Raw genomic sequence first — 13,732 nt, 5'->3', positions numbered from 1 at the left:
ATGGCGCCCATGTCCGCCGAACCCTTCCTCGCCAACCAGCTGCTGATCGCCTCGCCGGCCTTGGATGACCCCAATTTCGCCCGCAGCGTGACCCTGATCTGCCAGCACGACGGGGAGGGGGCGATGGGAGTGATGGTCAATCGTCCCTCCGAGTACACCCTGGGCGAAGTCCTGCAGCAGATGCAACTGGACACGCCGGACGAGGGCCTGCGCGAGCAGATCGTGCTCAACGGCGGCCCGGTCCATCCCGAGCGCGGATTCGTGCTGCACGATGATGCGCGGGCGTGGGATTCCACCCTGACCGTCGCCGATGGCCTGTACCTGACCACTTCGCGCGACATCCTGGAGGCGATGGCCGCCGGCAACGGGCCGGAACACGCCATCGTCACCCTGGGCTGCGCAGGCTGGGGCGCAGGACAACTGGAATTCGAACTGGGCGAGAACGCCTGGCTGACCGCGCCGGCCGATGCGGGCGTGCTGTTCGGGATGCCGCTGGAACGGCGCTGGCAGGCCGCTGGCGGCCTGATCGGTGTAGACATGACCAGGCTCACAGACTACAGCGGGCACGCATGAAACCCTGTCGCCGGAACCGCCACGCCGCTCCCGGAAGGCAAGCCTGCCCGCCGCCGGAGTCCGGCCGGCGTTCCCGGAGTCGGCCATGAAGTTGGATGGCACGGTGTTGGGGTTCGACGTCGGTGCGCGACGCATCGGCGTGGCCGTGGGCAGCGCCTTCGGCAGCGGCGCGCGCGCTTTGGCGGTGGTGGACGTGCACGCGCACGGACCGGACTGGCCGGCGCTGGATCGCCTGCATGCGGAATGGCGGCCGGACGGCCTGGTGGTCGGCGATCCGATGACCCTGGAAGGCGGCGACCAGCCCAACCGCAAGCGCGCGCAGGCGTTCGCGCGCGAACTGCATGCGCGCTACAAGCTGCCGGTGGTGCTGGTGGACGAACGCGCCAGTTCGGTCGAAGCCGCGCAGCGGTTCGCGCTGGATCGCGCCGAAGGCCGCAAGCGCAAGCGCGACGCGGCGGCGCTGGACGCGGTGGCCGCAGCGGTGATCATCGAGCGCTGGCTGGCGGCGCCGCAGGACGCCACGCAGGTGACCCTTTGAGCGAGGCGGCGATCCTCCTGGCCATCACCGGGCACGCTCCCGTTCCGTTTTCATTGCTTCCGGCCCCGGCTTCCGTCGCCGCGACCGGCAAACCCGCCCTCCACCCACCCTCCGGAACCCGGCGTCGCCGCGGCATGCCGGTCCCGACCCTTGCATTCCAGAACTGAGCCAATGACCCAGCAAATCGATTCGGATGGACGCCTGCGGCACCTGCTGACCCTCGACGGTCTTCCCCGCGAAACCCTTTGCCGCCTGCTGGATCGCGCCGGCCAGATCCGCGACACCGCGCTGGGCCGCACCCAGCGCCGCAACCTGCTGGACGGCACCACGGTGTGCACGCTCTTTTTCGAACCTTCCACCCGCACGCGCAGTTCGTTCCAGATCGCGGCGCAGCGGCTGGGCGCGGACGTGCTGAACTTCGACGCCTCCGCCTCCTCCACGCGCAAGGGCGAGACCGCCCGCGACACCCTGCGCAACCTGGAAGCCATGGGCGTGCGCGGTTTCGTGGTGCGGCATTCGGAGGACGGCGCGGTGGACGCGCTGGCCGAAGTGGCGGGCGAGGGCACGACGCTGGTCAACGCCGGCGATGGCCGCAGCGCCCATCCCACCCAGGGCTTGCTGGACGCGCTGACCCTGCGCCAGGCCAAGGGCGCGGATTTCTCGCGCCTGAAGGTGCTGATCGTCGGCGACGTCAAGCATTCGCGCGTGGCGCGTTCGGACCTGCATGCGCTGCGCACGCTGGGCACCGGCGAGATCCGGGTATGCGGCCCGCAGTCGCTGCTGCCCGACGACGACACCCTGGCCGGCTGCACCGTGGGTGGTGATTTCGACGCCATGCTCGAAGGCGTGGACGCGGTGATGATGCTGCGCCTGCAACGCGAGCGGATGGAGGAGGGCCTGGTCGCCTCGCTCGACGACTACCACCGCGACTACGGCCTGACCCAGGCCCGGTTGGGCCGCGCGGCCAGGGACGCGGTGGTGCTGCATCCGGGCCCGATCAACCGCGGCGTGGAAATCACCGACGAGGTCGCCGACGGCCCGCAGTCGCTGGTGCTGCGCCAGGTCAGCAACGGCGTGGCCATCCGCATGGCGGTGCTGGAAACGCTGCTCGGTTGAGTCCGGAGGCGGCGCGTTTCAGTCGCGCGCCGCCGCCACCCGGTTCTTGCCGGCGGCCTTGGCCTCGTACATCGCGCGATCGGCGCGCTCGACCAGCGCGTCCTGCGTTTCGCCGGCGCGCCACGGTGCCACGCCGGCGCTGAAGGTCACCGCCAATCGTTCGCCCTCGTGCAGGAGCGGACGCTGCGCCAGCCGTTGCAGGGCGCGCGCGACGATCGCCTCCGCCTCGCGCAACGAGGTGTCCGGCAGCAGCAGCACGAATTCCTCGCCGCCGAAACGGCCGATCGCATCGCTGCCGCGCAGCGCGCCGCGCACCACCGCGACCACATGGCGCAGCGCAGCGTCGCCGCCGAGATGGCCGTGGGTGGCGTTGACCAGGCGGAAGTCGTCGAGGTCCAGCAGGGCCAGGCACAGCGGCTGGCCGCTGCGCAGGGCACGGCTGGATTCGCGCCGGAACAGTTCCTCGAAGCCGCGCCGGTTCAGCGCCTCGGTGAGCTGGTCGATCCGCACCAGGTTGGACACCGACTGCAATTCCTGCTCCAGGCTGGCGACGCGGCGTTCGGCCGCCTCGGCTTCCTCGCGCACCGCGCACAGATCGTCGCGGGCGCGCAGCGCCTGCCGTTGCAGCTGGGCGGTGTCTTCCAGGATGTCCTCCATCCGCTTGCCGAGTTCGGCGATGCTGCGGCTGTCGCGGACCGCCTGCGCGTGGAAGCTGATGCGGTCGTGGAATTCGCCGGTGCTGCTGGCCATCCCGTCGAGTCGTTCGACGAAGGTGACCATCATGTCCTTCATCGCCGCCTTCGATTCGTTGAGTCCCTGCTTGAGCAGGCCCTGCTTGTAGATCACCTCGCGCAGGCCGCTGCGGGTTTCCTCCAGCCGTTCGCGATCCAGCGGGCCGGACAGCAGGCTGCGCGCGGCCGCGATCTGATCCTGCAGCCAGCTGCCGTCCTCCAGCAGTTCGCCGACGTTCTCCAGCAACAGATCGAACAGGCTGCGCAGCAATTCCTGCGCGTCGCTGGTCTCGTGGCTGGCCTGGCCGATGGCGTGGCACAGATCCTTGAGCTGGCCCTCGAGCGCGGCCAGCGGCTGGCCCGGTTGCCAGCCCTTGAGCTGATCGGCCACCGACTGGGCCTGGGGGTACAGGCGCGCGTCCTCGCGCAGCAGGGTTTCCACCGCCATCACCAGGGTGTGGTGGAGCAGGCCGCGCAGTTGCTCCGATTCGCTGGGAACATCGCTACCGGGTACCGGTTCGTCGGGAATGGTGCGGATGTACTTGTCGATCAACTGGCGCATGGCGCGCCCGTAGGCATTCCAGTCACCGTCGGCGCAGGCGGCCTGCAGGCGCTGGCCCATGCCGCGCAGTTCGCCGCCCAGGCCCGCGAGTCCATCGGCGAACGCGGCGACCAGCGCCGGCGGCGTGTCGGCGTGGGCGAACAGGGCCTGCAACTGCGCGGCATTGATGAGCGGGCGCGCGGCGTCGTGCGGCGCCAGTCCCGTGCCGGCCGACGGCTGCGCGCGCTTGTGGCCGCGCGCCCACAGGCGACGGAAACCGCCGGTCAGGCCGGGAGGGGCATCGGAAGGTTCGGCCATGGACAGTGCTCGGCGCGGATCTTTTCGTGAAGGGGCGCCGGGTTATCGGCGGCGGCGGGCGCCGGTTGAGGGCCGGGCGACGGACGGCGTCAGCGTTCGCCCAGGAAGCGCTCCGCCTCTTCCAGCAGGGCCAGTTGCTGGATGGCCTCGGGATGGCCGGCGGCGGCGGCCCGCCGGACCTGCTCCCGATCCGGATGGCTGACGATCAGCAGCAGGTTGCCGCATTCGGGACAGGCGTAGTCGGTGACTTCGTCCTGCAGATCCATCTGCATGGCGCGCGAATCGCCCTGCCAGCCGCAGGCGCAGGCCTGCGCGCGCTCGCGCCAGCCGGGAGTGAAGTAGTCGTGGAGCAGTTCGGCCATGGAATCTCAGCGATGTTGTTGGAACAGCCAGGTCCACAGTTCCGGGGTGGCGTAGGCCGGATCCCAGGAGTTGTGGTTGGCGTCGGGGAATTCGGTGTAGCGCACGTCGCCGCCGGCCTGCCTGAGCGCCGCGTCCATCCGGCGCGACTGCACCGGCGGCACCAGATCATCCTTGCCACCGTGGAAGATCCAGACCGGCACGTGCTTGAGCCGGCGCGCGGCTTCGGCGAACGGATCCGGCACGTTGGCCACGCTGTGCGCGACCATGCTCGGACGCTGGTCGGTCCAGTCCACGGTCAGGCCGCCGCAGATGGGCACCAGCGCGGCGAAGCGCTGAGGCTGCTGCAAGGCCAGTTCCCAGGTGCCATAACCGCCCATCGACAGGCCGGTCAGGTAGACGCGATCGGGATCGCCGTCGAATTCCTTCATCGAAGCATCCAGCGCGGCCAGCGCGATCGTACCGGCCTCCTGGGTCCATTCGGTTTCGGCCGGCGCCTGCGGAATCACCACGATGGCGGGAAAGTCATCCAGGTGCTGGCGCAGGTGCGGCGGCAGGCCGACCTTCATCTGCAACTGGTTGTCCTCGCCGCGTTCGCCGGAACCGTGCAGGAACAGGATCACCGGCATCCTGCCGCGGCCATGGCCGGCCGGCACGAACACCTGGTAGCGATGCGTCTTGCCGGCGACCTCGACCTGGCGCTCGACGAACCCGCCATGCGGGGACACCGGCCGGGTGGCGCAGCCGGCCAGCAACATGGCGGTGGAGAGCAGGGCGAGCATTCGCAGGGCGAGGCGAAGGGATGGAATCCGGAAAGAAGACGGGCGGGTGGAGCCGGGCGATGCGGGGGTGATCATGCGGAGCTTCCCAGGGCGACGTAAAGGCAGGTGGCGACGTTGATGGCGGCATGGAACAGCCAGGGCCCCATGATGGATCCGGAACGGATTCGCAGCCAGCCCAGGAACAGCGCGGCCACGAACACCACCGGCAGCAGTGGCCACAGCTCCGGCCGTACCCGCAGCACCAGCAGGTGTGGCAGCAGGAACAGGAAAGCCTGCAAACCGTTGGCGAGCCAGGCCGGCAGTCGCCGCGACAGGCTGCCGGCAAGCAGGCCGCGGAACAGGAATTCCTCGCAGAAGCCCGTGGTGACGACGCCGTAGATCAGCGCCATCAGCAGCGAAGTTCCGCTCAATCCCAGTCCTTCAAACACCCGTTGCGGCGAATCGTGGCTGGTGAAGGACGAGATCGGCGGCGACCAGGCGAGCAGGACGGCGATGTTGAAGAGCGCGGCAACCGCCGCATAGGCCAGATAGCGGGGCGCGCCGAGCCGCAGCCCGGCGCGGCAGGCGACCTCGGCCAAGGCGCGCCGGTGCCGCCAGCGGTGCCAGCCCCAGTAGAGCAGGAAAGGAATGCCGGCCAGCAGGATCAGGTTGGCCAGGCCGGATGTCGCGATCTTCGCCAGCATGCCGTCGCCTCCCGTATGCGCCGCCGGGCGCAGGGTGGCGCAGCCGCGTGATCACTGCAACAGGATGACCGTGGCCAGGCCCAGGAAGCTGAGGAAGCCCATCACGTCGGTGACGGTGGTGAGGATGACGCCGCCGGCCAGCGCCGGGTCGAAGCCGAGCCGCTTGAGCGTCAGCGGCACCAGCACGCCGGCGGTCGCCGCGGTCAACAGGTTGATGGTCAGGGCGCTGCCGATGACCAGCGACAGGCCGGGCTGGCGGAACCACAGGAACACGATGATGCCCAGGCCCACGCCCAGGCACAGGCCGTTGATCAGCGCGACCGCCAATTCCTTCTTCAGCAGCGTCATCACGTTGGACGCGCCGATCTGGCCCAGCGCCAGGCCGCGCACCATCAGCGCCAGCACCTGGGTGCCGGCGTTGCCGCCCATGCCGGCGACGATCGGCATCAGCGCGGCCAGCGCGACCAGCTTGGCGATGCTGCCCTCGAACTGGCCGACCACGCTGGCGGCGAGGAAGGCCGTGCACAGGTTGATGCCCAGCCAGATCAGGCGGCGCCGGAACGCGCGCCGCACCGGCGAGAACAGATCCTCGTCCTCGTCCAGGCCGGCGGCGCCCAGCGCCTGGTGCTCGGCCGTTTCGCGGATGATGTCGACCACGTCGTCGATGGTGATGCGGCCGAGCAGGATGTTGTTGTCGTCCACCACCGGCGCGGAAATCCAGTCGTGGTCGGAGAACTGGCGGGCGACTTCCTCGGCGCTCTCGCCGACGTCGATGGCCGGTTGCTCGTCGTCGATCAGGCGATTGATCGGCGTGCTGTCCTCGTGGGTGACCAGCGAGGCCAGCGAGACCCGGCCCAGGTACTGGTGGCGGCGGCTGACCACGAACAGGTGATCGGTGTGGTCCGGCAGTTCGCCGCGCAGGCGCAGGTAGCGCAGCACCACGTCGACGTTGACGTCGGCGCGCACGGTCACCACGTCCGGGTTCATCAGGCGGCCCGCGGAGTCCTCCGGGTAGGACAGCACCTGCTCCAGCCGCTCGCGGTTCTCCCGGTCCATCGACTTGAGGACTTCGTCGATGACGGTGTCCGGCAGGTCCTCGACCAGATCGGCCAGATCGTCGATGTCCAGGTCTTCGACCGCGGCGACGATTTCGTCCGGGTCCATCTCCGCCAGCAGGCTCTCGCGGACCTCGTCGCCGACGTGGACCAGCACCTCGCCGTCGTCCTCGGCGTCCACCAGGCCCCACACCACCTCGCGCTTGCCGGGCGGCAGCGATTCGAGCAGGTTGCCGATTTCGGCGGGGGCGAGGGTGTTGACGAGTCGACGCACCGGCCCCAGCCGGCCGCTGTCGAGGGCGTCGGAGAGCAGGCGCAGTTGACGCGCGGTCTTGTCGTGGCGGACGGCTTCGGCCATGCAGTGCTCCGAAACGGGGCCGATCCGCGGGACGGATGCGACCGTGGCATCAGATGTTCATCGCGCCATTATCGCTTGCCATTGAGATTATGGACACCCCATGCGGGGCATTTTCCGCGCGGCCGCCGCGATCAGGCGGAGGCGGACTTCAGCCAGCGCTCGATGCCGGCGCGATCGCGGGCCTTGAGCAGCTTGTCGGTGGAGGCCTGCAGGGCTTCCCAGTCGCTGCCGCGGATGACCCGGCGCAGTTCCAGCAGGGTGTTGGGGTGCAGGCTGAATTCCCGCAGCCCCAGCGCCAGCAGCAACGGTGCCAGCCGCGGGTCGCCGGCCATTTCGCCGCACACGGCCACCGGCACTTCATGGGCCTGGCCAATGGCGATCACGTGCCGCAGCAGCCGGATCACACCCGGGTGCAGCGGCGAATACAGTTCGCCCAGGGCCTCGTTGTTGCGATCGGCGGCCAACAGGTACTGCACCAGATCGTTGGTGCCGATGGAAACGAAATCGACCACGTCGACGAAGCCGTGCATGGCGATCGCCGCCGCCGGCACCTCGATCATCGCGCCCAGTTGCACCTGGCCGGCGATCTCCAGCCCACGCTTGCGCAACTGGGTGGAGACGCGCTTGATCAGCCGCCGGATGGCCAGGATCTCCTCGCGGCTGCTGATCATCGGGATCAGGATGCGCACCGGGCCGTAGGCCGACGCGCGCAGGATGGCGCGCAGTTGGGTATCGAACACGCCGTCCCGGGCCAGCGACAGGCGCACTCCGCGCAGGCCGAGCGCGGGGTTGTCCTCGTCGTCCAGCACCAGCCCGGTACGGTCGGCCTTGTCGGCACCCAGATCCAGGGTGCGGATGGTGACCGGCCGGCCGCTCATGCCCAGCACCACGTCGCGGTAGGCGCGGAACTGCTCGTCCTCGTCCGGCAACTCATTGCGCTGCAGGAACAGGAATTCGGTGCGGTACAGCCCCACGCCGGCCGCGCCCAGCGCATGCGCGCGCGCCACGTCGTCGAGCGATTCAGCATTGGCGTACAGCGCGATGTCCATGCCGTCGCGGGTGCGGCTGGGCTTGGACCGCAGCCGGCCCAGCTCGCGTTCCTCGCGCGCGGCCTTGCGCAGGCGATCGCGGTAGCCGCGCAGGTCCGACGCGTTCGGTTCGACCACCACCCGGCCGGTGGCGCCGTCGACGATCAGGGCGTCGCCATCATTGACCCGCTGCAGCGCCTGGGCCGCGCCGACCACCAACGGCATGTGCAGGCTGCGCGCCAGGATCGCGCTGTGCGAGAGCGTGCTGCCGGCGGCGGTGACGATCGCGACCACGCCCTGCGATTGCAGCTGCGCCAGTTCTGACGGGGCGATGTTGTCGCAGACCAGGATGTCGCCGGCCACGCCCTCGGCATCGACCGCGCGCTGCTGGAGATGGGCGTGGATGCGGCCGATCACGTGGTCGAGATCGTCCATCCGGCTCTTCAGGTAGGCATCGTCCATGCCCTCGAACACCGCCGCCAGCCGATCCCGCTGCAGGCGCAGCGCATAGTCCGCGCTATAGCGGCCGGTGCGGATCAGCTCGTCCAGGCCGTACAGCAGTTCAGGGTCGTCCAGCAGCAGGGCGTGCAGGTCGAGGAACTCGCCGACTTCCCGCGCCAGCGCGCCATGCAGGCGATCGCGCAGCCGGTGCATCTCCTCGCGGGTGGCGTCGACCGCCACGTGCAGGCGTTGCAGCTCGGCTTCCACCTGGTTGGCGTGGATGCGCTGCTCGGCGACTTCCAGTGCGTGCGGCATGCGGACCCGGGCGCGCCCCAGCGCGCTTCCGCGCGATGCGCCATGGCCCGACAGCAGCGTCCGCATCAGGCGTCCTCGTCGAACCGTCGTTCGAACAGAGCGGCGACCGCGTCCATCGCGGCGCTCTCGTCCTCGCCGTCCACGCGCACGATCACCGGCGTGCCCTGGCCGGCGGCCAGCAGCATCACGCCCATGATGCTCTTGGCGTTGACCTCGCGTCCCTTGGCGGCCAGCGTCACGTTGCAGCGGAAGCCGGCCAGGGCCTGGACCAGCTTGGCGGTGGCGCGGGCGTGCAGGCCCAGGCGGTTGGAAACGGTGAGTTCGCGTTCAAGCATCGTCGTGGATGACTCCGTTGCGTGCGCCGGCGGCCGCGGTCGCCGGCAGTTCGTCCAGTCCCTGTTCCGAATAGTTCATCACCCGCAACAGCATCGGCAGGCTCAATGCGGACACCCGCCGGATCGGCGTGCCCAGGCGCGCCAGCCTGCCGGCGAGATTGCTGGGGCTGGCGCCGTACAGATCGGTCAGCACCAGCACGCCATCGCCAGCGTCGACCCGTCGCAGCGCGGCCGATGCCTGCGGCAGCAAGGCGTCCAGGTCGGCGTCGAACGGCACCTCGAAGGCTTCCGCCTTCAACGGCAGTTGGCGCAACAGGGTCGCCGCGACGGCCAGGACCGACGCGCCGATGCCGGGATGGGTGATCAGGAGGATGCCACAAGCCATTCCGGAACGTTAACAGACCGGGATGACAAGCCGGAAGCGGTTTTCGCGGGACGCGGCGTTGCGCGTGAAGGGTGGGTCAAGACGAGGCGGGACGGTTGCCCTCGGCGCTGGTGGATGCCTAGTCGAGTTCCCGGTGGAAGGTGGCGACTTCTTCCCAGCCCTGGTTGCGGGCGTGCTGGGCGAGGGTCTCCGCCAGGTAGACCGAGCGGTGCTTGCCGCCGGTGCAACCGAAGGCGATGGTCACGTAGCTGCGGGTCTCCCCGCGCAGGCGCGGCAACCAGGTATCGAGGAACTGGCTGACCTGGCCGACGTATTCGGAGACCTCCGCCTGGGAGCGCAGGTACTCGCGCACCTTCGCATCACGCCCGGAATACGGGCGCAGTTCCGGATTCCAGTGCGGGTTGGGCAGCACCCGCGCGTCGAACACGAAATCGGCGTCGGCCGGCACGCCGCGCTTGTAGGCGAAGGACTCGAACAGCAGCGACAGCGCCGCGCCGCGGTTGAGCGCGAATTCGGCGATGATGCGGCGGCGCAGCTGGTGCACGTTGAGCTGGCTGGTGTCGATGACGACATCGGCCGCCTCGCGCAGCGGCGCGGTGACCTCGCGCTCGCGGCGGATGGCTTCCTGCAGCGACAGGCCGGTATGGCTGTGGCTGAGCGGATGCCGGCGGCGGGTGTCGGAATAGCGCCGCAGCAGGATGTCGTCGGCGGCGTCGAAGAAGATCAGCGTGCCTTCCAGCCCCAGTTGCGCCAGCGCCGCGCGCCACTGCGCCAGCTTGCCCAGTTCGGCGTGGCCGCTGCGGGCGTCGATGCCGACCGCGATCTTCTGCGGCAGGGTGTCGCCCTTCATCAGGCTGCGCACGAACGGCGGCAGCAGTTCCACCGGCAGGTTGTCGACGCAGTAGTAGTCCAGATCCTCGAAGGTCTTCAGCGCCACCGACTTGCCCGAGCCGGACAGGCCGCTGACGATGACCACGGTCGGGGGTGCCGCGCGCACCGCCGGGGGGATGTCCTCTTCCGGCAGGTTCATGGCGTGCTCCGCTCCAGCAGGTTGCTGTGGCGGGCGATGAACATCGCCGCGGGATCGATGCCCTTGGTGCGCAGGATGTGCAGGCGGGTGGCGGCCTCGGTCAGCACGGCCAGGTTGCGGCCCGGCATCACCGGCAGGGTAATCAGCGGCACGTCGAGATCCAGGACGTGACGGGTGCCGGAATCGCCGGTCAGGCGTTCGTAGCCGTGCGGGTTGGGTTCGGTCATCGGCCGGGTCAGGTGCACGATCAGGCGCAGGTACTTGTTCTTCTTCACCGCGGTGTCGCCGAACATCTCGCGCACGTTGAGCACGCCCAGCCCGCGTACCTCGAGCAGATCCTGCAACAGCTCGGGGCAGGTGCCGTCGAGCACGTCCGGCGCGATCTGGGTGAACTCGGGCGCGTCGTCGGCGACCAGGCGGTGGCCGCGGCTCAACAGCTCCAGCGCCAGTTCGCTCTTGCCGGAACCGGCTTCGCCGGTGATCAGCACGCCGATCGAATAGATCTCCATGAACACGCCGTGCAGCGTCACCCGCGGCGCCAGCGTGCGCGCAAGGTGGTAGGAGAGGTGGTTGAGCAGCTCATGGCCGCGCTTGGGCGAGATCCACAGCGGCGTATCGGTTTCGTTCGCCGCCTCGCGCAGATCCTCCGGGCACTGCTGGTTCTTGCTGATGACCAGCGCCAACGGCCGGAACTGGACGATCTTCTCGATGGTTTCCCAGCGCTGGCGCGAATCCAGCGAATCCAGCCAGGTCAGTTCCTCGGTACCCAGGATTTGCACCTTGTTGGGATAGACCGCGTTGAGATAGCCGGCCAGCGACGGACGCCGCGCGATCGTGTCGCCGGCTTCGAGGATCCGGTTCTCGCCCTTCTGTCCGGCCACCCAGCGCAGGGCCAGCTTCTCCTTCTGCTGCTCGAACAGTTCGCGTGCGGTGATACTGGTGTTCATCATGCGAGGACGGACGGGGAAGTGGGAAGATGCGGCGCGTCGTCGTACTGGCGTGCGCACGGGACGGGTGCGTCGGTGCGACCCGCCGGGCGCGGACGGCGCAGGCAGGGGGAGTGTAATCCGGAGGGATGGGAACTGCTAATGCAGCGTGAAGAATGCTGCTACTGCGCCCCTGCCCGGACCGCGATGGTCGCAGGCAAGGGCGGTTGGGGGCGGGAATTGCCTCAGCCGACGGCTTCCACGCGGAGGCCGCGCTGCACGTCGGTCTTCTTTTCCTTGTGCTTGACCAGCAGGCGATCGAGCTTGTCAGCCAGGATGTCGATGGCGGCGTACATGGTCTGCGCACCGGCGTCGGCATGGAGGGTACGGCCCGCGAGGGAGACGGTCGCTTCGGCGACGTAGTCGGGTTTGCGCGTACAGAGTTGGGTACGGACTTCGAAGGGTTGGTCGAAATGGCGCTCCAGGCGCTTCAGCTTGGTTTCCACGTATTCGCGCAGGGCGGGGGTGACTTCGATTTCATGCCCGTAGGTCTCGATACGCATCGCTTGCCTCCTTCTGTCGGTGATGCAGTGCTGTCGGCACTGCTGAGAACGCGTTGTCGTGTATCTGTGACAACGGAATCAGGCTTGGGTTCCAGGACATCCCCGTCAACGCGGCCAAACGCCGCAATGACAAGATGGGCCTGATCCCGACCGTGATCAAGCGGTGCGAAGGAAAAACGCGGATTCAGTCCAGGCGCACGCGTTCGTGCGACGAAAGGATGTGCAGGGCTTCACGGTATTTGGCGACCGTACGCCGCGCCACCGGGATGCCGGAGGCCTTCAGCAGGTCCGCGAGCTTGGCGTCGGACAAGGGTTTGCGCGGATTTTCCTGTTCGATCAGGCGGCGGATCATGGCCTGGATGGCGGTGCTGGACGCCTCGCCGCCGCCCTCGGTGTCGATGCCGGAGGCGAAGAAGGCCCGCAGCGGCAAGGTTCCACGCGGCGTACGCACGTACTTGCGCGCGATCGCCCGTGAAACCGTGGATTCGTGTAGGCCGACCTCGCTGGCGACCTCGCGCAGGGTCAGCGGGCGCAGCGCCTGTTCGCCGAATTCCAGGAAGCCGGCCTGTTCACGGATCAGGCAGCGGGTGACCTTGAGCAGGGTCTCGCCGCGCGCCTCCAGGCTCTTGAGCAGCCAGCGGGCTTCCTGCAGTTGCCCCTTGAGGTAGCCGGCGTCGCTCTCGCCGCAGCGCCGGATCATCTGTTCGTAGCCGCGATGGATACCGATCCGGGGCAGGTTGTTGCCGGCCAGGGCCGCCCGCCAGACGCCGCGCTGGCGCCAGACCACGCAGTCGGGCACCACGTAGGTATCGCTGCCCAGCTCGCCGATCTGCGCGCCGGGCTTGGGATCCAGGGTGCGCAGCAGGGCGACTGCGGTTTCCACCTCGACCAGCGGTTGCCTGAGCTCGGTGGCGATGCCGGCCACGCCGCTGCGCGGCAGCCGATCCAGCGGGCCGTCGGCGATGCGCATCGCCAGTGCCTTGCCGGGCGTGTCGTCGCTGAGCACCAGCAATTGCAGGCGCAGGCATTCGCCCAGGTTGCGGGCGCCCACGCCGACCGGATCGAAGCGCTGCAACTGGTGCAGCACCACGCTGATCTCGTCCTCGCTTGCTTCCAGATCCGGCTTCAGGGTTTCGGCGATGCCGGAGAGCGGTTCGCGCAGGTAACCGTCCTCTTCCAGGGCATCAATCAGCGCGCTGCCGATGCGGCGATCCCGCGGCGACAGGTGCGACAGGTGGAGCTGCCAGAGCAGGTGGTCGCGCAGGGTGTCGGCTTCGGCGATCCGCTCGGCGGCGCTGCCGGGATCGTCATCGTCGAAGGAACCGCCGCCGGAAGAGGCCCAGGGCCCTTCGTCCGGCGCCCAGTCGTCATCGCCGGAGCTTCCATCCCCGTCGTGGCGGGATTCTTCCTGGCTGCCGCGCTCGGCCTCGGCCGGCGGACCGTCTTCGCCGGTGGCGGGGGCGTCGTCGGCCCAGTCCAGCAGGGGGTTGGATTCCACGGCCTGGGTGATTTCCACCTCCAGCTCCGCGGTCGACATCTGCAGCAAGCGGATGGCCTGACGCAGCTGCGGCGTCATGACCAGTTGCTGTCCCAGCGATGTCTGGAGGCGTGGTTTCATCCGATGTCCGAAGGCGACGGCATGGCCTGCGGTCCG

Annotated in this window: 15 protein-coding genes; 3 read left to right on the top strand and 12 right to left on the bottom strand. The window is 69.0% G+C overall.

Translation table 11 applies throughout. From position 1 onward, the window contains the following. Positions 1-9: 9 nt before the first annotated feature. The 3 genes from FHW78_RS17795 (at position 10) to FHW78_RS17785 (ending at position 2,227) form a co-directional block, all read left to right on the top strand. Positions 10-573 (top strand): YqgE/AlgH family protein, encoded by a 564-nt coding sequence (locus FHW78_RS17795; RefSeq protein WP_183643775.1) that lies wholly within the window; start codon positions 10-12, stop codon positions 571-573. Positions 574-658: 85 nt separating this feature from the next. Further along, positions 659-1,111 carry a Holliday junction resolvase RuvX gene (gene ruvX, locus FHW78_RS17790; RefSeq protein WP_141453772.1) on the top strand — a complete coding sequence of 151 codons (453 nt, stop codon included), beginning with the start codon at positions 659-661 and terminating at the stop codon, positions 1,109-1,111. 171 nt (positions 1,112-1,282) lie between these two features. Further along, positions 1,283-2,227, top strand: coding sequence for an aspartate carbamoyltransferase catalytic subunit (locus tag FHW78_RS17785; RefSeq protein WP_183643772.1), 945 nt, complete (start codon positions 1,283-1,285; stop codon positions 2,225-2,227). 18 nt (positions 2,228-2,245) lie between these two features. Here the strand turns inward: FHW78_RS17785 and FHW78_RS17780 are convergent, their stop codons facing one another. From FHW78_RS17780 to FHW78_RS17725, 12 genes are all read right to left on the bottom strand, one after another. Further along, on the bottom strand, positions 2,246-3,817 hold the full coding sequence (locus tag FHW78_RS17780) for a GGDEF domain-containing protein (RefSeq protein ID WP_183643770.1): 1,572 nt from the start codon (positions 3,815-3,817) through the stop codon (positions 2,246-2,248). 89 nt (positions 3,818-3,906) lie between these two features. Continuing rightward, a complete protein-coding gene (locus FHW78_RS17775) occupies positions 3,907-4,179 on the bottom strand; it encodes a hypothetical protein (protein WP_183643768.1) in 273 nt (90 codons plus the stop codon). A 6-nt stretch (positions 4,180-4,185) separates the two neighbouring features. Beyond that, positions 4,186-4,959: a prolyl oligopeptidase family serine peptidase gene (locus tag FHW78_RS17770; protein WP_225562248.1), complete on the bottom strand. Its 774-nt coding sequence runs from the start codon at positions 4,957-4,959 to the stop codon at positions 4,186-4,188. A 71-nt stretch (positions 4,960-5,030) separates the two neighbouring features. Continuing rightward, positions 5,031-5,642, bottom strand: coding sequence for a CPBP family intramembrane glutamic endopeptidase (locus FHW78_RS17765; RefSeq protein ID WP_183643762.1), 612 nt, complete (start codon positions 5,640-5,642; stop codon positions 5,031-5,033). A gap of 51 nt (positions 5,643-5,693) precedes the next feature. Further along, a complete protein-coding gene (gene mgtE, locus FHW78_RS17760; protein ID WP_141453767.1) occupies positions 5,694-7,055 on the bottom strand; it encodes a magnesium transporter in 1,362 nt (453 codons plus the stop codon). Positions 7,056-7,186: 131 nt separating this feature from the next. Next, positions 7,187-8,905, bottom strand: coding sequence for a phosphoenolpyruvate--protein phosphotransferase (gene ptsP / locus FHW78_RS17755; RefSeq protein ID WP_183643759.1), 1,719 nt, complete (start codon positions 8,903-8,905; stop codon positions 7,187-7,189). Further along, positions 8,905-9,174: an HPr family phosphocarrier protein gene (locus FHW78_RS17750; RefSeq protein WP_141453765.1), complete on the bottom strand. Its 270-nt coding sequence runs from the start codon at positions 9,172-9,174 to the stop codon at positions 8,905-8,907. Before FHW78_RS17750 ends, ptsP begins: the two co-directional genes overlap by 1 nt. Beyond that, on the bottom strand, positions 9,167-9,559 hold the full coding sequence (locus tag FHW78_RS17745; protein WP_183643756.1) for a PTS fructose IIA subunit family protein: 393 nt from the start codon (positions 9,557-9,559) through the stop codon (positions 9,167-9,169). Before FHW78_RS17745 ends, FHW78_RS17750 begins: the two co-directional genes overlap by 8 nt. A gap of 118 nt (positions 9,560-9,677) precedes the next feature. After that, complete coding sequence (gene rapZ, locus FHW78_RS17740) at positions 9,678-10,556, bottom strand: RNase adapter RapZ (RefSeq protein WP_183644811.1); 879 nt, start codon at positions 10,554-10,556, stop codon at positions 9,678-9,680. A 29-nt stretch (positions 10,557-10,585) separates the two neighbouring features. Continuing rightward, positions 10,586-11,536, bottom strand: coding sequence for an HPr(Ser) kinase/phosphatase (gene hprK / locus FHW78_RS17735; RefSeq protein WP_183643753.1), 951 nt, complete (start codon positions 11,534-11,536; stop codon positions 10,586-10,588). A 224-nt stretch (positions 11,537-11,760) separates the two neighbouring features. Beyond that, a complete protein-coding gene (gene raiA / locus FHW78_RS17730; RefSeq protein ID WP_141453762.1) occupies positions 11,761-12,078 on the bottom strand; it encodes a ribosome-associated translation inhibitor RaiA in 318 nt (105 codons plus the stop codon). A 184-nt stretch (positions 12,079-12,262) separates the two neighbouring features. Then, the gene (locus tag FHW78_RS17725; protein WP_183643750.1) at positions 12,263-13,696 is read right to left on the bottom strand and encodes an RNA polymerase factor sigma-54; all 1,434 of its coding nucleotides are present in this window, start codon (positions 13,694-13,696) and stop codon (positions 12,263-12,265) included. Between the last annotated feature and the right edge of the window lie 36 nt (positions 13,697-13,732).

The sequence above is a fragment of the Pseudoxanthomonas sp. OG2 genome (assembly GCF_014192765.1).
Taxonomy (GTDB): domain Bacteria; phylum Pseudomonadota; class Gammaproteobacteria; order Xanthomonadales; family Xanthomonadaceae; genus Pseudoxanthomonas_A; species Pseudoxanthomonas_A beigongshangi.
The sequence above is the reverse complement of the archived record's forward strand: the minus strand, read 5'-3'. Positions and strand labels throughout refer to the sequence as shown.